The 20,782-nt window shown below is 74.2% G+C and carries 14 protein-coding genes; 7 read left to right on the forward strand and 7 right to left on the reverse strand.

All coding sequences use genetic code 11. The features are described from left to right. Both Mco01_RS06795 and Mco01_RS06800 read right to left on the reverse strand, forming a co-directional pair. A complete protein-coding gene (locus tag Mco01_RS06795) occupies nucleotides 1-918 on the reverse strand; it encodes an MraY family glycosyltransferase (protein WP_204055982.1) in 918 nt (305 codons plus the stop codon). After that, nucleotides 915-2,039, reverse strand: a complete 1,125-nt coding sequence (locus Mco01_RS06800; RefSeq protein ID WP_239103388.1) for a glycosyltransferase — start codon at nucleotides 2,037-2,039, stop codon at nucleotides 915-917. Before Mco01_RS06800 ends, Mco01_RS06795 begins: the two co-directional genes overlap by 4 nt. Nucleotides 2,040-2,250: 211 nt before the next feature. On the opposite strand from Mco01_RS06800, the gene Mco01_RS06805 reads away from it, so the two are divergent. Continuing rightward, complete coding sequence (locus tag Mco01_RS06805) at nucleotides 2,251-3,471, forward strand: nucleotide sugar dehydrogenase (RefSeq protein WP_204055984.1); 1,221 nt, start codon at nucleotides 2,251-2,253, stop codon at nucleotides 3,469-3,471. Nucleotides 3,472-3,495: 24 nt separating this feature from the next. On the opposite strand, the gene Mco01_RS06810 is transcribed toward Mco01_RS06805, so the two are convergent. Beyond that, complete coding sequence (locus Mco01_RS06810) at nucleotides 3,496-4,248, reverse strand: SDR family NAD(P)-dependent oxidoreductase (protein ID WP_204055985.1); 753 nt, start codon at nucleotides 4,246-4,248, stop codon at nucleotides 3,496-3,498. Nucleotides 4,249-4,297: 49 nt separating this feature from the next. Then, nucleotides 4,298-4,693, reverse strand: a complete 396-nt coding sequence (locus Mco01_RS06815) for a carboxymuconolactone decarboxylase family protein (protein ID WP_232326673.1) — start codon at nucleotides 4,691-4,693, stop codon at nucleotides 4,298-4,300. A gap of 550 nt (nucleotides 4,694-5,243) precedes the next feature. Here Mco01_RS06815 and Mco01_RS06820 point away from each other — a divergent pair. Both Mco01_RS06820 and Mco01_RS06825 read left to right on the forward strand, forming a co-directional pair. Next, nucleotides 5,244-5,912 carry a hypothetical protein gene (locus Mco01_RS06820; protein WP_204055986.1) on the forward strand — a complete coding sequence of 223 codons (669 nt, stop codon included), beginning with the start codon at nucleotides 5,244-5,246 and terminating at the stop codon, nucleotides 5,910-5,912. A 13-nt stretch (nucleotides 5,913-5,925) separates the two neighbouring features. After that, entirely contained in the window at nucleotides 5,926-8,883 is a 2,958-nt protein-coding gene (locus Mco01_RS06825; protein ID WP_204055987.1) for an AAA family ATPase, read from the forward strand. Nucleotides 8,884-9,134: 251 nt separating this feature from the next. On the opposite strand, the gene Mco01_RS06830 is transcribed toward Mco01_RS06825, so the two are convergent. The 3 genes from Mco01_RS06830 to Mco01_RS06840 form a co-directional block, all read right to left on the reverse strand. Then, entirely contained in the window at nucleotides 9,135-10,640 is a 1,506-nt protein-coding gene (locus Mco01_RS06830; protein ID WP_204055988.1) for an aldehyde dehydrogenase family protein, read from the reverse strand. An 82-nt stretch (nucleotides 10,641-10,722) separates the two neighbouring features. Further along, nucleotides 10,723-13,632: a helix-turn-helix transcriptional regulator gene (locus tag Mco01_RS06835; RefSeq protein ID WP_204056140.1), complete on the reverse strand. Its 2,910-nt coding sequence runs from the start codon at nucleotides 13,630-13,632 to the stop codon at nucleotides 10,723-10,725. Nucleotides 13,633-13,701: 69 nt separating this feature from the next. Continuing rightward, nucleotides 13,702-14,247: a DinB family protein gene (locus Mco01_RS06840; RefSeq protein ID WP_204055989.1), complete on the reverse strand. Its 546-nt coding sequence runs from the start codon at nucleotides 14,245-14,247 to the stop codon at nucleotides 13,702-13,704. Between the two features lie 96 nt (nucleotides 14,248-14,343). On the opposite strand from Mco01_RS06840, the gene Mco01_RS06845 reads away from it, so the two are divergent. The 4 genes from Mco01_RS06845 (at nucleotide 14,344) to Mco01_RS06860 (ending at nucleotide 20,750) form a co-directional block, all read left to right on the forward strand. Continuing rightward, complete coding sequence (locus Mco01_RS06845) at nucleotides 14,344-15,711, forward strand: SWIM zinc finger family protein (RefSeq protein ID WP_204055990.1); 1,368 nt, start codon at nucleotides 14,344-14,346, stop codon at nucleotides 15,709-15,711. Between the two features lie 245 nt (nucleotides 15,712-15,956). After that, on the forward strand, nucleotides 15,957-17,285 hold the full coding sequence (locus Mco01_RS06850) for a DUF5691 domain-containing protein (protein WP_239103389.1): 1,329 nt from the start codon (nucleotides 15,957-15,959) through the stop codon (nucleotides 17,283-17,285). After that, entirely contained in the window at nucleotides 17,282-18,349 is a 1,068-nt protein-coding gene (locus Mco01_RS06855; protein WP_204055992.1) for an ATP-binding protein, read from the forward strand. Before Mco01_RS06850 ends, Mco01_RS06855 begins: the two co-directional genes overlap by 4 nt. A gap of 226 nt (nucleotides 18,350-18,575) precedes the next feature. Further along, on the forward strand, nucleotides 18,576-20,750 hold the full coding sequence (locus Mco01_RS06860; protein ID WP_204056141.1) for a DUF5682 family protein: 2,175 nt from the start codon (nucleotides 18,576-18,578) through the stop codon (nucleotides 20,748-20,750). Nucleotides 20,751-20,782: the final 32 nt, after the last annotated feature.

Raw genomic sequence — 20,782 nt, forward strand, 5'->3', positions numbered from 1 at the left:
TCACCCCCTCCTCACGAGCGTGGGGACGGGGCTCCCGGCGGGCCCGCGCCGTGCTCCCGCCGCCCGCCACACGGCCACCAGGGCCGCCCCGCCGAGCGCGCAGGCCGCCGCGGCCGCCCCTGCGGGAAGGACGCCCAGCGCGACCGCGAGGCCGGCCGTCCCCGTGACCGCCGACAGCCCGGTCAGCACGGCCGCCACCGTCCGCGGTCCCAGCCCCGCCCGGCTCAGCCGGCGGGTGCCGTACGCGCCCGCGCCGACGATCGCCACGAACGCGGGGAGCAGCAGCCCGGCGGCGATCGTGCCGGCGTCGCGGCCCGCGGTCAGCGCCGTCGCCCCCGCGGCCAGGACGAACCCGGAGAACAGCGCCCCCGACGCGCCCATGCGCGCCCCGGCGCCCCGCGGGACGGCGAACCCGAGACACGCGCCGCACAGGGCCGCGAGCAGCGCGGCCGGGCCCGGGTCGCCCAGCACGAGCGCCGTCCCGGCGAGGAAGGCGGCCGTCACCGCGGTCACCGGCGTGAGCGCGCCCCTGACCCGGTCGAGCAGGCAGAACGCGTTCGTCGCCCCCACCAGCCACATCACGGTCACAGGTCCGTCCCACCAGTCGCCGGTGAACGTGACCTGCACGCCGCACAGCACGACGCCGCCCGCCGCCACCGACTCGACGATGACCCGTACGGCGAGCGGCAGCCCGCCCACCTCGCAGATGACGCCGAGCGCGGCCACGGCGCCCGCGGCCAGCGCGATCGCGGTCACCCTGCGGTCGGCCTGCCCCGCCGCGGCGAGGACGGCCGTGGGGGCCAGCGCGGCCGAGGCGGCGGCCGCGGTCCCCGCGAGATAGGGCGCCCGGCGGCGCGCGGCGCCCGCGAACCGGGCGGCCAGCAGAAAGGCGACGGCCGCCGCGGCGAGGACCGTCATCGGCTGCCCACCCCGGCCCGGGCGGCCCCCCGCAGCGAGCGGTAGAGCGCCTCGGTGTCGGCCACCAGCCGGTCCACCCCGAACGCCCGGGTGGTCCACCGCCGGGCGGCCTCACCCATGCGCCGGGCGAGGCCGGGGTCGAGCAGCACCTGGACGGTGTGCCCGGCCAGCTCTTCCACGTCGGGGCCGGCGAGCAGCCCGGTGCGCCGGTCCTGGACGATCTCCGCGACGCTCCCGACCCGGGTGGCGACGACCGGCACCCCGGCCATGCCGGCCTCCACCAGCGACACGGCGGTCCCCTCGTTGTCACCGGTCAGCAGCACCACGTCGGCCGCCGCGTACACGGTCTCGACGTCCCTGCGCCATCCGAGGAGGCGGAAGGAGTCCCACATCGGCATGACGGCGCGCTCCATGTCCTCCTTCAGCGCGCCGCTGCCGCACACGACGAACCGGCAGCCGGGCACGCGCTCCAGCACTTCGGCGGCCACCTCGGCGAACCGGTCCGGCCGCTTCATCTTCTTCAGCCGCCCGACGTACGCGACGACGGGCGCGTCCAGCGGAAGGCCGAGCGCCTCCCGCGCGGCCGCGCGGGTGGGAAGGGGGCCGAGCCGCACGCCCGGCGGGATCACCACGTACTGCTCGGGACGGCCGATGCCGGCCGCGAGCAGGTCGTCGCGGACCTGCGCCCCGACGGTGACGAGCCGGTCGGTCATGGGCGCGAGGAGCCGCTCGGCGCGGACGTAGACCCGCCGCCGCAGCCCCGGGACGTGCGCGTGCAACTGGTGGCCGTGGAACGCGTGGATGCGGGCCGCGCCGACGCCGGACGCGCGCGCCGCGACACGGCCGAGGGCCCCGGCCTTGGTGGTCCAGGTGTGGATGATGTGGGGCCGGAACGCCCGCATGGCCCTGACCAGGCGCAGGAGGGCCCGGTAGTCGTCGATCGGCCGGATCGACCGGCCGAGGCCCGGTATGTGGTGGACCGGGATGGCCGTGTCGCGCAGCCGCAGATGGTCGCCCTCGCCGCCGTCCACGTGCCCGGTGTACAGACGGTGGTCGAACTCGTCCGGGTTGAGTCGCTCACAGAGCCCGGCGACCTGGGTGGCGGAGCCACCGACGTTCATCCGGGCGATTATCTCCATGACACGAATCCGGTCGTCCGGTTTCATGCAGGCTCTTCCCTGATCATGTGGCAGAAGCTAGCCCGCCGTACGACCCGCCACCGGGCGTCCGGACCCCGACGGGAAAGACTTTTCCCTATCCGTGCCCAAGCCTTACACCCGGCGAGTCGGGCAATGAGGGCCGCGCCGCCGCCGCGTCCCTACAGTCGTCCCCATGTCGGAGAAGCTGGTGGTCGTCGGCCAGGGCGCGGCCGGGCTGCCCCTGGCGATGCGTGCGGTCGAGGCCGGGTTCCGGGTCGTGGGCGTCGACGCGGACGAGTGGCTCGTCAAACGGCTGAACGCCGGGGAGCCCTGCGACGGCGCCGACGAGTCGGCCCTGGCCGCCGCCCACGCCTCGGGCCGCTACACCGCCACCGCCGGCTACGCCGACGCCGCGGACTTCGACGTGTGCGCGGTGACCGTCCCGGTGCGGATGCGCGGCGGCGCGCCCGACCTGGACGCCCTGACCGATGTGGGGGAGCGGATCGCCCCGCTGCTGCGCCCCGGCGCCACCGTCGTCCTGGAGTCCACCGCGTACCCCGGCACCACAGAGGAGTGGCTGGGGCCGCTGCTGGAGGACGGGTCGGGCCTGGCGCCGGGGGAGGACTTCCACCTCGGCTACAGCCCCGCGCGCCGCGAGCCGGGCAACCCGCGCTGGCGTCTGGCCAACATCCCCCGGCTCGTCTCCGGGGTCGGCCCGGCCGCGCTGGAGCGGGTGACCGCCTTCTACGGACGGCTGGTGCGGGAGGTCGTCCCGGTCTCCTCGCCCCGGACGGCCGAGCTCGCCGGCCTCCTGGAGACGGTGTTCACCCACGTCAACACGGCTCTCGCGAACGAGGTGTCGCTGTTCGCGGCCCAGCTCGGGGTCGACGCCTGGGAGGCGGTGGAGGCGGCCTCGACCCGGCCGTTCGGCTACCTGCGGTTCGCGCCCTCGCCCGGACTCGACGCCCCCTGCCTGCCGCTGGACGCCTCCCTGCTGCCCTGGCGGGTGCGCCGCGGCGGCGACCGGACCTTCCGCCTGGTGGAGCTGGCCAACGACGTCAACGAGCACATGGCCGACGAGGTCGTGGCCCGGCTCGGCCGGGCGCTCAACCGCCGCTGCCGTTCGATCCGGGGCAGCAGGATCCTCCTGCTCGGGCTGACGCCGATCGAGGTGCCGAAGGCGCTGTGCCGCCTCGGCGCCCGGGTGCGGGCGGCCGACCCCGGCGCCGCCGACCTCCTGCTGCCGGCGGGCATCGAGCTGGTCGAGCCCGCCAACGCCGAGCTCGCCCGGGCGGACGCCGTCGTCGTCCTCAGCGGGGACGACTGCTTCGACTACGACCGGGTCCAGCGGGCGAGCCGCTTCGTCTTCGACACCCGCGACCGCTGCCGCGGCGCCAACGTGGAGAGGCTGTGAGGACGGCCGCCGCGAGCACGACCCTCAGCGGCGGCCGATCCGGCGGGACACCGCGCCGGCGAGCCGGCGGGGGACGTACCTGCCGACGCCCGTGATCAGCTTGTAGCGCGCCGACGGCACGCTCACCCACCGGCCGAGGGCGAGGTCGCGCACCGCCTCGTCCACCACCCGGTCGGCCCGCAGCCACAGGAAGCGCGGGATGCCCGACACGTCCATGCCGGCCCGCTCGTGGAACTCGGTCCGCACGAACCCCGGGCACAGCGCCATCACCCGTACGCCGGTCCCGGCGAGCTCCGCCGCGGCGGACTCGCTGAAGTTCACCGCCCAGGCCTTCGAGGCGCTGTAGGTGCCGCGGGTGAAGAACGCGGCGACAGAGGCGACGTTCACGACGTACCCGCGCTCCTTCGCGATCATGGACGGCAGCGCGGCGCGGGTCAGCCGCAGCACGGCCTCGCAGTGCAGCCGCAGCATCCGCAGCTCGTCGGCCACGGGGACGTCGAGGAAGCCGGCGCGGTGACCGAAGCCCGCGTTGTTCACCAGCAGGTCCACGCCGGAGCGCAGCCGCTCCTCGACGGCGGCCAGGCCCTCGTCCAGCGTGAGGTCGGCCGGCAGGGTCTCGACCTCGACGCCGTAGCGCTTGTGCAGCGCCTCCGCGGAGGAGGCGAGCCGCTCCCGGTCGCGGGCGACGAGGACGAGCGAGACGCCGTCGGCGGCCAGGCGCCGGGCGAAGGCGGCGCCGATCCCGGCCGTGGCGCCGGTGACGAGTGCGGTGGGCATGCCGGGAGCGTACCGATCCGCGTCGCCAGGTGCGGGCGGTGGCGCGCCGCTAGGTGCGGGCGGTGCGCGCGATCAGCTCCTCGACCTGGGCGTTGAGCCTGGCGGCCCGGGGCCAGCCGGTGTAGAGCGTAAGGAAGACCACGGCCTCCCGCAGCTCGTCCGGGGTGAGCTCCCCGTTCCGCAGCGCGGTGTCGAGGTGCAGTTCGATCACGTCGTCGAGGCCCTCGCCGACCAGCAGGCCGAGCAGCAGCAGCCGGCGTTCCCGCATCGACAGCACGGTTCGTGACCAGACCTCGGAGAACATGCGCTCCATCGTCATTCCGAAGAAGCCGTCCGGTCGCTCGCCGGTGCCGTCTCCCCCGAAGACCTGCTTCATGCTCTCCTGCCCTCCGCGTCGGTCGATCGCGATGTTCCTGACGAGTTGCATCAAGATGTCGTGTTCCACGCAGCAACTCGTTACAGACGCGACAGCCGGCCCGAGGGGCGACGACCCCGGAACGGGCTCTCGATTCTCTTCGTACGTGCTGGATGCGGCGCGAACGCTTTTCCCCGCCGCAGGGATGGGTATCGGCATCGGTGACGAGGTCACCACCTCGCGGGGGCGCGTAATTTGTAGGGACGGAACGGCGGACAGGGAGGCCACCTCTGGACTTCTGGCGGCGCGCCCGCGCCGCCGCCGCCGGGGCGTGCGGACGTCCGGGCCGCGCGGCGCGCCGGACGCGGGTCGCTGCGCTCCGGGCGGGACCCGGTTTATGATCAACCTGTCATTTCTTGAGAAGTCAAGCATTCGGTGCCAAACTTGACGGCGATTCCGTGATCGTGTAACAAAACGAGCCAGTATTCGGGCAAGATTTGGTCAAGTTTTCCAAGATGGCGTCGGGTTGCCGTGAGATGGATACTTGGAAAACGGGCACTACTACCTCGTAGACCCGCAAAGCGGAGGTTGCGCCCTAGTGGAAAGACCGCGGGTAAGGTCCGGGGTGGTGGGAGCCGCCATGGGTACGGTCGTGGCCGCCCTCGTGCTCTCCGGCTGTGCCGGCCCTCAATACACATACGTGCGCGACGACGACGGGGAGACCTACTTCAAGGTGCCCGCGGCGTGGCGCGAGATCGACCGCAAGACGCTCGACTCGAAGCTCTTCGGCGATCCGGACTCGGCGACGGCGCAGGCGCAGAAGCAGTCGAACTGGATCGTCGCCTTCGACGCGCACGCGGAGCCGTCGGTCGACCACCTTTTGAGCGGGTCGTCGGGCACCGAGGACCAGCCGTTCGTGTTCGCCAAGGTGCACAAGCTCAGCGAGAGCGAGCAGAACCAGGTCTCGCTGAACGTGCTGCGCAACTCGATCGGGCTTCCGGTGGCGATGTCCGACACCGACCGCCAGCAACTGGAGGAGAACCCGGAGAACCCGTTCAAGAACTTCGAACTGCTCGCCGACCAGGTTCTCCCGGCACAGGAGGGGGTTCGCGGCGTCCGGAGCGTCTTCAACTTCCAGCTCCTCGACGGCCCGGTGCAGACGTTCGACGAGACCGCCTACCTGTCCGCGGACGGCACCCAGATCTCCACGCTCCTGATCCGCTGCTCGGCGACGTGTTACCGCCAGCGGGCCACCGAAATAGACAACATCGCGCAGTCCTTCAAGGTCAAGCGCCTTCTTAACCAATGAAGGAGCCCCTTATATGAGCACGGCCCTCCCACCGCAGTACCACCCTGAGGGGCTTCGTGAGCCGGGGTCCGGACCTGAGGACCGCGATTCCTTCACCAGAAAGCGACTGGCGCTGTGGGACAGGACGAAGTTCCTGATCCTGCTCGCCGTCGCTTTCGGCGTGCTGGTGTGGAACACCACGGCCACCTATCAGGGGATCATCCCGCTGTCGGACGCCTTCCTGCTGACCGTGCGGGACTCGTCCTGGATCCTCTGCCTCGCCGGCCTCGAGGTCGTCCGCCAGATCCACTTCCTGATCAGCGAGCGCTCCGCGGGCTACCACCGCTTCTGGACCCACGGGGTCTTCGGCGGCTGGAACCGCTGGACGCACCGCCGCTTCAACGACTGGAACCGGTACCGCATCGCGCGGGCCATCAAGTGGGCCGTCGCGATCGTCGTCATCGCGCTCGTGCTCGGCAAGGTGCAGAGCGTCTCGCCTCTCGAGGCGCTGTTCAACGTGCCGGCCACGGTCTGGGGCTTCCTCCCGACCCTCCTGCAGGTCGTGCTGCTCATGCTGCTGGCCGTGGGCCAGTTCGTCGCGATCTTCTGGTTCCTCTCGCGGGGCGGCGTCGACGTCTACTTCCCCGACGACATCAAGACCCGCTTCTCCGACGTGTGGGGCCAGGACCACGTGGTCGAGCGGGTCAAGGAGAACATCGTCTTCCTGGAGAAGCCCGACGAGATCGAGGCCAAGGGCGGCTACGTGCCGAGCGGCATCCTGCTCTGGGGCCCGCCCGGCACCGGCAAGACCCTGATGGCCGAGGCCGTCGCCGGGTCCACCGGCAAGCCGTACGTGTTCGTCGACCCGGGCGCGTTCATCAACATGTTCTTCGGCGTCGGCGTGCTCAAGGTCAAGTCGCTGTTCCGCAAGCTGCGCAAGCTGGCCCTCCGGTACGGCGGCGTGATCGTGTTCTTCGACGAGGCCGACTCGCTCGGCAACCGCGGCGCCCTCGCCCAGGGCGGTCCCGGCGGCTGGGGGCGCTCCGTCCCCGCGCCGTTCGAGGACGCGGGCTGCAACGGCTTCGCCTACCTCGACCCGCACACCCGGCGGGTCCTCGGGCAGCGGGCCACGGCGGCCGCCGCCCCGGCGTCGCCCGGGGTCTCCCGCACCGGCGCGTTCGTCAACCGGCTCGTGTACGGCGGGGGGATGGGCGGCGGCGGTGGCGGCATGGGCACGCTGGAGGCCCTGCTCACCGAGATCTCCGGTCTGAAGAAGCCCCGCGGGTTCATCAACCGGCACGTGCGGCGACTGCTCGGCATGCGGCCCAAGCCGCCGCCGAAGTACCGCATCTTGATCATGATGGCCACCAACCTGCCGGAGGCCCTCGACGAGGCGCTGCTGCGCCCCGGCCGCATCGACCGCATCTACAAGGTCGGCTACCCGTCGAAGGCGGGCCGGATCCGGACGTACAAGGGGTACTTCGACAAGGTTCGGCACGATCTCACCGACGAGCAGATCGACAAGCTCGCCACCATCACGCCGTACGCCACCGGTGCGACGATCAAGGACCTCGTCAACGAGTCCCTGATCACCGCGATCCGCGACGGCCGGGACGTCATCACCTGGTCGGACGTCATGCGGGCGAAGCGGCTCAAGCAGCTCGGGCCGCCGGAGGACGTCGAGTACATCGAGCGTGAGCGGCACGCCGTGGCCGTGCACGAGGCGTGCCACGCCGTGGTCGCCTACCGGACGCGCCAGCACCTGGAGATCGACCTCGCGACGATCGAGAAGGGCGCCGACTACCTCGGCATGGTCGCCAGCATCAAGCCGGAGGACCAGTTCACCCGGTGGAAGTCGGAGTACGAGTCGGACATCATGGTGTCCCTCGCCTCACTCGCCGGGGAGCGGATGTTCTTCGGCGAGGACAACTCCTCGGGCGTCTCCGGCGACCTGCAGTCCGCCACCATGATCACCGGCCTGATGGAGGCCGTCTGGGGCATGGGCATCGGCGTGGCGTCGCTGCCCGCGCTGCAGGAGCTCGGGCTGCGCGAGGGCAAGGCGTCCCAGCCGCAGCCGGGCGGCGGCGGGACCGGCTTCACCGGCAGCCCCGCGGCCCGGCGCGACGAGATGGTGCCGGACATGCTGCCCGAGCGCATCGAGTTCAACCTCGCCCAGCTGCTGGAGAAGACGGCCGAGCTGATCAGGGAGAACCGGCGGTCCGTGCTGACGGTCGCGCACGCCCTCGAACAGCACAAGACGCTGAACGGCGACGACGTGGTGGCCGTGATCGAGGGCCGCGTCGGCCCGCTCATCGACGGCACGGTCTACAACTCCGACGATTTCTACGAGGAGATCGAGGCCTACCACACGGCCGCGGTCGAGGCGCACCGCAGCCACAGCACGGTCCCGATCGAGCTGCCGCTGCCCGCGCAGCGCGCGGTCGAGGCGGCGGTCGTGGTGGCGCCGGTCGGCGGCCCGCCCGTCTTCGCCCCGGCCCAGCCGAACGGCTCGTACAACGGCGGCGGCCACGTCATCCAGCCGATGCAGCCGGTCCCGCCGGACTTCATCCCCTGGAGCGGCGCGGGAACCCCGCCGCCTCCGCCGCCGCTGCTCGGGCCGCCTCCCGCGCGCCCACGCCGCAGGTCGCGCGGCGTCCTGTGGGCCGTGGTCGGGGTCGTCGTGGCGGTCGTGGCGCTGGTGCTTGTCGGGCTGGCGATCCTGGGCGGCGCCCACGGCTCGTCCGCCACGGGCGCGGCGCAGGGCGTGCCCACCGGCCCGGCGATCGTCCTGACGCTCGCGCTGGTCGCGGTCGTCGGCGGCATCGTGGTGGCCGTGCTGCTGGTGCGGGCCCACCAGTCCGGGCGCCGGCAGGCCGAGGAGGCCAGGGACCGGGCTGCCGAGCGGGCACAACTGCTGGCGGCCGCGATGGACCCGGAGGTCGCGATGCGGCTGCTCGGGTACGACGGCCGGCGAGGGCCCGACCCCTCCTGACCCAGATGGTGGCGGCGGGCTGCGCGGCGGATCAGGCCGCGCAGCCCCGCACGCACCGACGGGACGCCCCGTGCGCAGGGGCGGCTCAGCACAGGCCCCGGACGCTCCGAGGAACCGCGCCCCTCACGGGGCCGGGCTTCAGAGCGATCCGGGGCCTTCTTCCATGTCCGCGGCCGTTCCCGTGGCCGGGGGCCGCGGGAGGGCGCCCCCCGGCCGCCGTCGTCGCGGGTCGGCTCCGTTCGGGTGGGTCGTCAGAGCCGGAAGCCGAGGTCGGGGGTGATGTCGGCCACGTCCATCTGGGCCTTCTGCAGCCGCCCGGAGTAGTCCCAGTTCATGGCCTGCCAGCGGGTGAACTGGTCGAGCACCCACATCCCGCTCTGCCGGCTCCCGTTGCCCGACTTGCCGTTCCCGCCGAACGGCAGATGGGCCTCGGCGCCGGACGTCGAGTTGTTCACGCTGACCATGCCGGCCGACACGCCCTCCCTGAACCGGAACACGGCCTTGGGGTCGGAGGTGTAGATCGACGACGACAGGCCGTACCCGGGACGGTTGGCCAGCTCGATGGCCTCGTCGAGGTCGCGGAACGTCGTCACGCCCACGATCGGGCCGAACGTCTCCTCAAGGAACAGCCGGTCGTCCGGGCGGAGGCCGTCGACGATCACCGGGTGGTAGTAGAGGCCGTCGCCGTCCATCCGGCCGGTGGGCCCCGGCAGGACGGTGTGGTGCGGCTGGATCCAGCCCAGGTACTCCTCGTAGCGCTCGGCGAACTTGTGGTCGAGCAGCGGGCCGTAGAGCACGTCGCCGTTGGGGTCGCCGATCTTCGCGTCGCGGACGGCCTCGGCGAACCGGGTGAGGAACGCGTCGTGGACGTCCTCGTGGACGACGACGGTGCCGAGCGACGTGCACCGCTGGCCGGCCGTGCCGAACCCGGCGAACAGGGCACCCTCGACCGCGAGGTCGAGATCGGCGTCGGGCATGACGACCATGGGGTTCTTGCCGCCGAGCTCCAGGCAGGGCGACTGCAGGTGCCGCCCGCACAGCTCGCCGACGGCCCTGCCGACCGCGCTGGAACCGGTGAAGCCCACCTTCTGCACGGTGCCCTCGCCGAGCGCGCGGTCCAGCCCCTCGTACGTGGCGGGGCCGTCGGCGAACACGATGTTCAGCACGCCGTCGGGCAGCCCGGCCGCCGCGAACAGCCGGTAGAGGGCGTGGGCGGAGGCCGCGGCGTACTCGGCGGGCTTCCACACCACGGCGTTCCCGCACAGCAGGGCCGGCACCAGGTACCACGAGGGGACCGCGACCGGGAAGTTGCCGGCCGTCACGATCGCCGCGACGCCCACCGGCACCCGGAACGTGAACAGGCTCTTGTCCGGCATCTCCGACGGCACCGTCTGCCCGTACAGGCGGCGGCCCTCGCCGAGGAAGAAGTCGCAGGTGTCGACGATCTCCCGCACCTCGCCCAGCGCCTCGGCGTACGGCTTGCCGATCTCCTCGGTGACCAGCCGGGCCAGCGCCTCCGTGTTGGCCTCGACGAGCCGCCCGATGGACGCGACCACCCGGCCGCGCACCGGCGCCGGCACGCGCGCCCACTCCCGCTGCGCCGCGGCGGCGGTACGGCACGCGGACGCGAAGGTGTCGGCGCCGGCGAGCAGGACGGTCGCGACGGTCTCCGCGGGCCGTGCCGGGTTGATCGACGAGTAGGGCGCGCCGGAGGCGGCGTCCGCGCCCCCGACGACGGAAACGATCTGCCGAGTCACCGTTGACCTCCGCAATGTTTTCTGTCTGGCGTCTCGATTACACAGCATTTTCCCCCGCGGTGCCCGGCGGCGTGAGCGCCGGTCATCGCGACGCGCGGCGGCCGGGCCTCGCGGGGGCCTGGCCGTCCGGGGAAGTGGCGGTGAGGCCCTCCTGGTGGGCGACGGCCGCCGCCTGGCCCCGGCTGGTGACGCCGAGCTTGGCCAGGATGTTCGAGACGTGCACGCTGACCGTCTTCTGCGAGATGAACAGCCGTTCGCCGATCTCCCGGTTGGGCAGGCCGGCCGCGACGTGCGCCAGCACCTCCCGTTCCCGGCTGGTCAGGGCGGCCAGCGGCCGGGGGGACGCGTCGTCGCCCGGCTCCGTGAAGCGGGCCCGGCGCCCCAGCTCGGTGAGCGCCCCGCGCAGCGGCTCGGCGCCGAGCGCGTCGGCCACCGCGAGGGCCCGCCGCCATTCGCTGTGCGCCTCGTCGCGGTCGCCGGCCTCCAGCAGGGACTGCGCCAGCCGCCACCGCGACCGGGCCTCCTCGTAGACGAAGCCGGATCCGAAGGCCTCGACGCACCTGCGCCAGACGCCCGGCACGGCCGTGCCGGCGGCGCGATGCCATTCGGCCTCGGCCCTGGCCAGCCACGCCCTGCCCTCCGGGCCCAGCTCCGCGCGGGGGCCGCCGAGGCCGTTCGCCGCCGCCCAGCGGGCCCGTCGCAGCAGGTCGTCCGCGCGTTCACCGGACCGTCCCGCGTCGGCCAGCGCCCACAGCCCGGTCGCCGCGATCCGGATCAGCCCCGGGTCGAACGGCTCCAGCACCGAGATGATCGCGTCGACGTGCTCCAGCGCGGTGTCCGGGTCGCCCCGCCACAGAGCCAGCTCGGCCGCCATCGCACGGGCCATGTAGGTGACCAGCTCGTCGGACCAGAACCGGGAGAGCCAGCGCAGCCGCTCGTCGGCGCCGGGGCGGCCCCGCCCGACCTCGACGAACAGGGCGAAGGACGACAAGGTGGCCTCGGCGCGGGTGCCGACGCGCACACCGAAACCGGCGGCCAGCCGCTCGGCCGCGTCCCAGTCGCCGTCGGCGTAATGAATGAGGTACTGCAGGAACCGCATGTCGGTCCCGAAGGTGCTCCACGTGAGCCCGGTCTCGCGGGCGAGCTCGACCCCCGCCTCCACGATCTCCGCCGCGGCCCGCAGCTCCCCCCGCTCGTACTGCACGCGGGCGTGGTTGAAGCGGGCCCGCAGGTCGATCGACAGGTCTCCGGACAGACGGACCGTCGCGCGGGCCAGCAGTTCCTCGGCGCGGGCGGCGCTGCCGGTCTCCTCCTCGATCAGCCCGAGCGACACCAGCGCGCTCGTCTCGGCGTCGGGGGCGCCCGTCGCCCTGGCGACCTCCAGCGCACGGGCGGCCGTGGCCCGGGCCTCGCCGACCTCGTACAGGTAGTACAGCGTGCGGGCATAGGTCGCGAGAGCCTGGGCAAGCAGGGGGCTCTCCGACGCGAGCCCGACCGCGTCCCGCGCGGCCCGGGTCATCTCCTCCCGGTCGCCGTCGGCGTCCGCCAGGTAGTAGGCCAGCCGTTCGTTGGTGCGGGCGAGCAGGGCCGGGTCGTCGAGGTGCTCGCGCAGGCGGCGGAGCTGGGCGACGGCCCGATGGTAGTCGCCGCTGTCGGCCGCGGCGGCGGCGCTGGCCAGCGCGATCCGCGGCCGGGTTTCGCGTGCGAGGGACTCGGCGTCCGGGACCTTGTCCCACAGCTCCAGGGCGCGTTCGAAGTGCCGGTGGGCCTCCGCAGGCGCGCCGAGCTCCACGGCCAGCCGGCCCGCCTCCACCGACGCCCGCAGCGCGGCGGGCAGGTCGTGGCTCGCGAGGTAATGGTGGGCCAGCTCGGCCGGCGAGCCGCCCTCGGCCGCGAGCAGCTCGGCGAACGCGGTGTGCAGGCGGGTGCGCTCTCCGGGCAGCAGGTCGTCGTAGACCGCCTCCTGCAGCAGCGCGTGGCGGAAGGCGTACCCGTCGCGGCCCGTCGTGAGCAGGCGGCGCGAGACGATCTCGCGCAGCGCCTCCTCCAGAGGGAGGTCGGCCAGACCGCTCGCGGCGCGCAGCAGGTCGTGGTCGACCCGGCGGCCCGCCACGGCGGCCACTCTGAGCACCTGGCGGGCCGTGTCGGAGAGCGTCTCGACCCGGGCGAGCAGCAGGTCGGCGAGCGTGCCGGGCAGCCGCGTGTGGTCTTCGGCGGCGGCCAGGAGCTCCTCGGCGAAGAACGGGTTGCCACCCGCCCGCTCGACCACCCCGCCGACCGGGATCCCGTCGTTCCCCTCGCTGCCGAAGGTGTCGCTGAGGAGGGACAGGTACTCCGTCATCTCGTCGTCGCCCAGCGGCCGCAGCTCGATGCCGGTGACCAGTGGCAGCCGCTGCAGCTCCGCCAGGACCTGGCGCAACGGGTGACGCCGGTGGAGGTCGTCGGTGCGGTAGGTGCCGACCAGGCAGACCCGCTCCCGCTGCAGCATGCGCGTGAGGAAGACGAGCAGGTCGCGCGTGGAGCGGTCGGCCCAGTGCAGGTCCTCGAACACGAACAGCACCGGACGGTCGGCGGCGACCTCGGCGAGCATGTCGAGCACCGAGCCGAACAGCCGCTGCTGCGCGAGGGCGCCCGCCGTCGCGTCGGCCGGCCCGGGGTCGCCGCCGGGCAGCAGGCGCTGCAGCACGGGCCGGGCCTCGACCGCCCGGCCGACCGGGTTGCCCGGATCGGCCGCCGCGCCGCGCAGGGCGTCCGCGAGCGGCAGGTACGGCAAAGCGTCGCCCAGCTCCGCGCACTGGCCGATCAGCGTGACGATTCCCCGCCTCTGGGCGAGGTCGCACAGCTCGCCCACGAGGCGGGTCTTGCCGATCCCCGCGTCGCCGCCGACCAGCGCCACACCGGCGAGACCGCCGGCCGCGGCGTCGAGCACGCCCAGCAGCCGGTCGAGCTCACCAGACCGCCCGATCAGCACCTTCTGCGCGCTTCGCGCCATCACGCTGGTGAGTATGTCACGCGGCACCGATACGGCCTCCCGGCCTTCCTGCGCCCCCGCGGCCCTCCGTCACTGGCCCGTCCTCCCGTCGACGCGCTCGCGGAGCAGGTCGGCGTGGCCGTTGTGCCGGGCGTACTCGGCGATCATGGCGACGAGGATGCGCCGCAGGGAGATGGGCCGTCCGGTCGCCCGCTGGACCCCAGTGGCGTCGAGGGACGGCGTCGCGGCGACGATCTCCCGTGACCGCTCGCACTCGGCCCGCCACACCGCGAAGGCCTCGTCGACGTCGCCCCCGAGGTCGTCGAAGTCCTGGTCGGGATCGTCGTCGGAGTAATAGAGGAGGGGCAGGTCCTCTCCCGCGAACTGGATGCGGAACCACCACCGCTCCACGCCCGCCAGATGGCGGACGAGACCGTGCAGGCTCAGGCCCGACGGCGGCACGCTCTTGTCGGACAGCCGCTCCGGCGGCACTCCCGCGCACTTGCCCGCGAACGTCTCTCTGTGCCAGTCGAGGAAGGCGGTGAGGATCTCGCGCTCGTCGCCCACGAGCGGAAGCTCCAGACGGGAGCCGCCCTGCCATTGCGGGGAGTAGTTGTCGGAGGGGATCTCAGTCATGGGACAAGCATGTCAGCAGGCACCGACAAGACCGCTCGTCATGGCGTTGACCTGGGGGAAAGGGTTTTGTCGGAGCGGCTGGCTAGTGTGCGGAGCGTGATCGAACGGTGGAGCCGGGACCAGGTCCTCGCGCTGGTGCCCGACGCGGCGTCGCAGCGGGCGGCCGCCGGTGTGAGCGCGCCCGGGAAGTGGTCGGGCGCGGGCGCCCTTCCGGGCGTCGTCTGGGGGGAGTGCAAGGGCAGCGGGGCCACGCCGTACCGGGCCTGTGTCGACCTGGGCGAGCCCGCCTACCGGTGCAGCTGCCCCAGCCGCAAGTTCCCGTGCAAGCACGCGCTCGGGCTGCTGCTCCTGTGGTCGGCGGACGGCGTCCCCCAGGCGGACGAGCCCACCGCGTGGGTCGCCGAATGGCTGGACCAGCGCCGCGCCCGGGCGGAGAAGAAGCCCGCGCCCCCGGATGCCGGGGCGTCCGCGGACACCGCGGACGACGCGGAGGCCGTCGTGCCGTCCGGGCCGGGTGCGGGCGAGGCCCGGGGCGGGGGCGCGGCGGCCGCGGCGAGACGGAGCACGGCCGAGCAGCGTGAGAGCAGGGTCGCGGCCGGGCTGTCGGAGCTGGAGCGGTGGCTGCGCGACCAGATCGCCCAGGGCGTCGCGCAGACCCCGCAGACGGGGCTCGCGGAGTGGGACGGCCTGGCCCGGCGGCTCGTCGACGCACAGGCGCCCGGCGCCGCCGGCGTCGTCGCCCGCCTGTCACGGGTGCTCGCGCGCGAGGAGTGGCCGGGGCTGCTCCTGCAGGAGTACGCGCTGCTCCACCTGCTCGCGGTGGCGCACCGCCGCGCGGAGGCGCTACCCGGGGGGTTGCGGGATACGGTCCGCTCCCGCGTCGGGTTCCCGGTGTCCCGGGAGAGCGTGCTGGCGTCGCCGCCCGTCCGTGACCACTGGGACGTCGTCGGAAGCCGTGACGAGGAGCAGGACCGCCTCGTCGCCCGCAGGGTCTGGCTCGCCGGTCGGGGGACCGGCCGGATGGCGCTGGTCCTGTCGTTCGCGCCGGTGGGGCAGGCGCTCGACGCCTCGCTCGTCCCCGGCACGACGATCGACGCCGACCTCACGTTCTACCCCGGGTCGTCCCCGCTGCGGGCTCTCGTGGCGGAGCGGTACGGGCGGGTGGCGGCCGGGCCGCCGCCGGGGACCAAGGTCGCCGGGATACCGGCGCTGATCGCCGAGGTGCTCGCGGGCGACCCGTGGGCCGACTCCTGGCCGGTGGTGCTGGCCGACGTCGTCCCGTCCGCCGAGGGACTCGTGGGCGACGAGGGCGACCTGCTGCCGCTGCACCCCTCTGCCGGGGCCCCCTGGCGGCTGATGGCCGTCTCCGGCGGCCACCCGCTGACGGTGGCGGCCGAATGGACGCCGCGAGGGCTGCGGCCGCTCGCGACATGGGACGACGAGGGCCAGGTGGTGCGGTTATGACGACCTCACAGCAGGAATCGGCGCCCCCGCCCGCCGCCGGCGCGCTCGGGGCAGGCCGCGAGCCGGAAGGACCCGCGGAGGGCGCGGCGCGGGTAGCGGCGGGGCCGGTCGGTGCGCTCGGGGCAGGCCGCGAGCGGGAGAGACCCGCGGGGGATGCGGCGCCGGTCGCGGCGGTAGCGGCGGGGCCGGGCGGTCCGGCAGGGGCGGCGGGGTCCGGCGGCGCACGGATGCCGTGGGAGGAGCTGGTGTCCACCGCGCTGGTGGGCGCCGACAGGCGCGGGGTCGCGCCGGAGGACCTGCTGGAGCAGGCCGCCGTGCAGACCGTGCGCATGCGGGCAGGCCGGCGGCCGCGTGGGGGCCGGCCGCCGGCGCCCGCGCCGGAGGAGACGCTGCCCGCGGTGTCGGCCCAGGCGGGCGACCGGCTGGCCCGCATGCTGGCGGGCGAGCAGGCCCGGCTGCTGCCGGAATGGCTGGAGGTCGCGGCCTCGCGTCGCGTCCGGGTCCCGGCACGGCTCATCCCCGGGCTGCTCGACCTCGGTGCCCGCGACCGGTCCGTCAGGTCCCATCTCGCGGCCGTGACCGGCGCCCGTGGCCGCTGGCTGGCCGGGCTCAACGATGCGTGGGCCTACCTGCTGGAGGAGGCGGCCCACGTGCCGCCCGCGGAGGTGTGGGAGTTCGGCACGAGCGGCGACCGCCGGGCGTTCCTGGCCGCGCTGCGCGAGCGGGACCCGGGCGCCGCCCGGGACCTGCTCGGACGCGGCTGGCCTGCCGAGACGCCGGAGGACCGCGCCGCGTTCGTGGCCATCCTCGCCTCCGGACTGACGATGGACGACGAGCCGTTCCTGGAGGCGGCGCTCGACGACCGCCGCCGGGAGGTGAGGCAGGCCGCGGCCGACCTGCTCACCCGGCTGCCCGGCTCGCGTCTCGGACGGCGCATGTCCGAGCGGGCCGGCCGCCTCGTACGGCCGGAGGGGCGGGGCCTGCGCGCCGAGCCGCCGAAGGCGTGCGACAGCACGATGGAGCGCGACGGCGTCCGGGCCCGGCCGCCGGCGGGGATGGCGCAGCGCGGGTGGTGGCTCCAGCAGGTGGTGGCGCACACCCCGCTGTCCTTCTGGAGGGCTCACGTCGGCCTCGCCCCCGGCGCCGTCGTCCGGCTCCCGCTCGGCGACTGGGCGCGCGAGGTCAGGATGGGCTGGACCAGGGCGGCCATCCTCCAGCGCGACGCCGAGTGGGCCCGGGCCCTGTTCGAGGCCGAGCCGCTCACCGACCTGCTGGCCGTCCTGCCGCCCGAGGAGCAGTCGAACCGCGCGGCGGAGCTGGTGCGCGGGCAGCAGGTCGACGGCCAGATGATCATGATGTTGGGCGGCGTGGCGCGGCCCTGGGGGCCTCAGCTGACGAAGGCCGTGCTGAAGAAGATCGTGGAGACGGCCGAGACGCAGCCGTGGAACGCCGGTGAGCTGATCAGGCTGGCCGGGGAGCGGCTCGACCCCGCTGTGCACGCCCGCGCCCACGAGGTCCCCGAGCTGGCCGCGATCCTGCGGTTCCGCTTCGACATGACGAAGGAGCTTTCGTGACCACCGTTCTGCGCCCGCACGCGGAAGACCAGTACGCGGACGAGCTGGCGATCCTGGCCAAGACCGACGACCGGCCGCGCCCTCCCGGCTGGCGCCTGTCGCCCTGGGCGGTGACCACGTACGTCCTCGGCGACGGCGGCCAGATCACCCCCAAGTACATCGGCCCCCGGCGCATCGTCGAGGTGGCGGTGGCGACGCTCGCCACCGACCGGGCCCTGCTCCTGCTCGGCGTGCCGGGGACCGCCAAGACGTGGCTGTCGGAGCACCTCGCGGCGGCCGTCAGCGGCGACTCGACCCTCCTCGTCCAGGGCACGGCCGGCACGGCGGAGGAGGCCGTCCGCTACGGGTGGAACTACGCCCGCCTCCTCGCGGAGGGCCCTTCCCGCGAGGCGCTGACCCCCAGCCCGGTGATGCGCGCCATGGCCGAGGGACGGCTGGCCCGGGTGGAGGAGCTGACCCGGATGCCGTCCGACGTGCAGGACGCGCTCATCACCGTGCTGTCGGAGAAGACGCTGCCGATTCCCGAACTGGGCGAGGAGGTCCAGGCGGCCAAGGGCTTCAATGTCATCGCGACGGCCAACGACCGCGACCGCGGCGTCAACGACCTGTCGAGCGCGCTGCGCCGGCGCTTCAACACCGTCGTCCTGCCGGTCCCGGCCAGCGCCGAGGAGGAGGTCGAGATCGTCGCCCGCCGGGTGGCCCAGCTCGGCCGGTCGCTCGAGCTTCCCGACGCCGTCGCGGGGCTGGAGGAGATCCGCCGGGTGGTGACCGTCTTCAGGGAGTTGCGCTCCGGCGTCACCGCCGACGGCCGGACCAAGGTCAAGTCGCCGAGCGGCACTCTCAGCACCGCCGAGGCGATCTCGGTGGTGACCAGCGGCGTCGTGCTCGCCACGCACTTCGGGGACGGCGTGCTGCGGCCGGCCGACGTCGCGGGCGGCATCCTGGGCGCCGTCGTGCAGGACCCGGTGTCCGACCGGGTGGTCTGGCAGGAGTACCTGGAGACCGTCGTCCGCGACCGGGAGGACTGGCGCGACTTCTACCGGGCCTGCCGCGATGCGAGCTGACGCCGCCGTCCCCCACGGAACCGGCGCACCAGCTGGGACGGACTCGCCCGTGGAGACGCGGGCACCTGAGGGGACGGACTCACCCCCGGCGACGCTCGCGCCGGCCAGGACCGGCGTGCCGACCCTGGCCGCCGACGCCGCGGCCACTCCCATAGCCGCCGCCGTGACCACCCCCGCGGCCGGCGCCACCGCCACCGATGCCGTTGACGCGGAGGGTGGCGGACGGGTGCGGGGCGTCGCGGGGGCGAGGCGGGCGGGCGGCGAGGAGCCCGCGATCGCGGTCCTGGGCGTGCGCCACCACGGTCCGGGCTCGGCCCGGGCGGTCCGAGCGGAGCTCGAACGGCTGCGGCCGGACGTCGTGCTCATCGAGGGGCCGCCGGAGGCGGACGCCCTCGTGCCGCTGGCCGCCGACCCCGAGATGCGGCCGCCGGTAGCACTCCTCGCCCACGTGCCGGGAGACCCGTCGAAGGCCGCCTTCTGGCCGTTCGCCGTCTTCTCCCCGGAATGGCAGGCGATCGCGTACGCGGTGGAGGCCGGGGTCGAGGTCCGCTTCTGCGACCTGCCCGCCGCCCACACTCTGGCGCTCGACGCCGACCCCGTCCTCCGCGACCCCATCGGCGAGCTGGCGGAGGCCGCGGGGTACGACGACCCGGAGCGGTGGTGGGAGGACCTGGTCGAGCATCGGGGGGAGACCGGCACGCTCGACGTCGTCGCCGAGGCGATGACGGCCGTGCGCGAGGGTCACGTGGCGGACGGCACCGAGGCGCTCCGGGAGGCGTACATGCGGTCCGTCCTGAGGAAGGCCGTGCGGGACGGCCACCGGAACATCGCCGTCGTCTGCGGCGCCTGGCACCTGCCGGCGCTCACCGAACTGCCGCCCGCCGCGCGGGACGAACGGCTGCTGCGCGGCCTGCCCAAGGTGAAGGTCGCGATGACCTGGGTGCCGTGGACGCACGGGAGGCTGGCCGCCGCCGGCGGCTACGGCGCGGGCGTCGCCTCCCCGGGCTGGTACGACCACCTGTTCGCCAGCCCGCGCCGCCCCATCGAGCGGTGGCTGACCCGGGCCGCCCACGTCCTGCGGGAGGAGGGTCTGCCGGTCTCGTCCGCCCACGTCATCGAGGCGGTGCGGCTGGCTGTCAGCCTGGCCGCGCTGCGCGGCCGGCCGCTCGCCGGTCTCTCGGAGGTCACCGAGGCGGCCAGGGCCGTGCTGTGCGAGGGCGACGACCTGGCCGTGGAGCTGATCGGGCGCCGGATGGTGGTGGGCGAGCGGCTCGGGCACGTCCCCGACTCGACGCCGATGGTCCCGCTGCAGCGGCATCTCCGGGAGGAGCAGCGGCGGGTGCGGCTCAAGCCCGAGGCGCTGTCCCGCGAGCACGACCTCGACCTGCGCAAGCCCCTCGACCTCGAACGGAGCCGCCTGCTGCACCGCCTCGGCATGCTCGGCGTCCCGTGGGGGACGACCCGGCAGGCGCGGGGCAAGGGCACGTTCCGGGAGTCGTGGACGCTGGAGTGGCGTCCCGAGTTCGACGTGGCGCTGATCGAGGCGGCCGCCTGGGGGACCACGGTCGAGGGCGCGGCGTCGGCGCGCGCCCGCGACCTGTCGGCCTCGCCCCACCTGAACGAGCTCACCGCGCTGGTCGAGCGCTGCCTGCTCGCGCACCTGCCCGACGCGCTGCCCCGGGTCCTGCGGGCCATCGAGGACAGGGCCGCGCTCGACAGCGAGGTGCGCCACCTGATGGCGGCGCTGCCCGCGCTCGTGCGGGCCCACCGGTACGGCGACGTTCGCGGCACCGAGGGGCTGGGCCCGATCGCCGAGTCGCTGCTCGCCCGGATCTGCGCGGGCCTGTCCCCGGCCCTGACCGGGCTCGACGACGACTCGGCGCGGGAGATGCTCGCGCTGATCGACGGGGTCCACGGCGCCGTGGCGCTCATGGAGACCGACCGCTGGCTGCCGACCCTGGCGGGGATCGCGGGCCGGGCCGGCCTGCCGGGCCTCGTCGAAGGCCGCGTCGTGCGGATCCTGTTCGACGCCGGCGCGCTCCCGGAGGGCGACGACGTGGCCACGCGGATGGCGCGGGCGATGTCGCCGGGCAACCCGCCCGCGCGGGCGGCGTCCTGGATGGAGGGCTTCCTGTCGGGCGGGGGCCTGCTGCTCGTGCACGACGCCCGCCTGCTGGCCACGGTGGACGGGTGGCTCACCGGGCTCTCGCCGGAGGCGTTCGTCGACGTGCTGCCCCTGCTGCGGCGGACGTTCGGGGCCTTCGCACCGCCCGAAAGGCGCATGATCGGCGACCGCGTCCGGTCCGGCCCGGTCGCGCCCGACCCGGAGACCGCAGCGTACGACGACGACCTGGCTGCGGGCGCTGTGCGGACGGTCCTCGAGATCCTGGGGAAGGCATGACGACGGGCACGGGCGGACGCGCGTGGACAACG

The sequence above is a fragment of the Microbispora corallina genome (assembly GCF_016863035.1).
Lineage (GTDB): Bacteria > Actinomycetota > Actinomycetes > Streptosporangiales > Streptosporangiaceae > Microbispora > Microbispora corallina.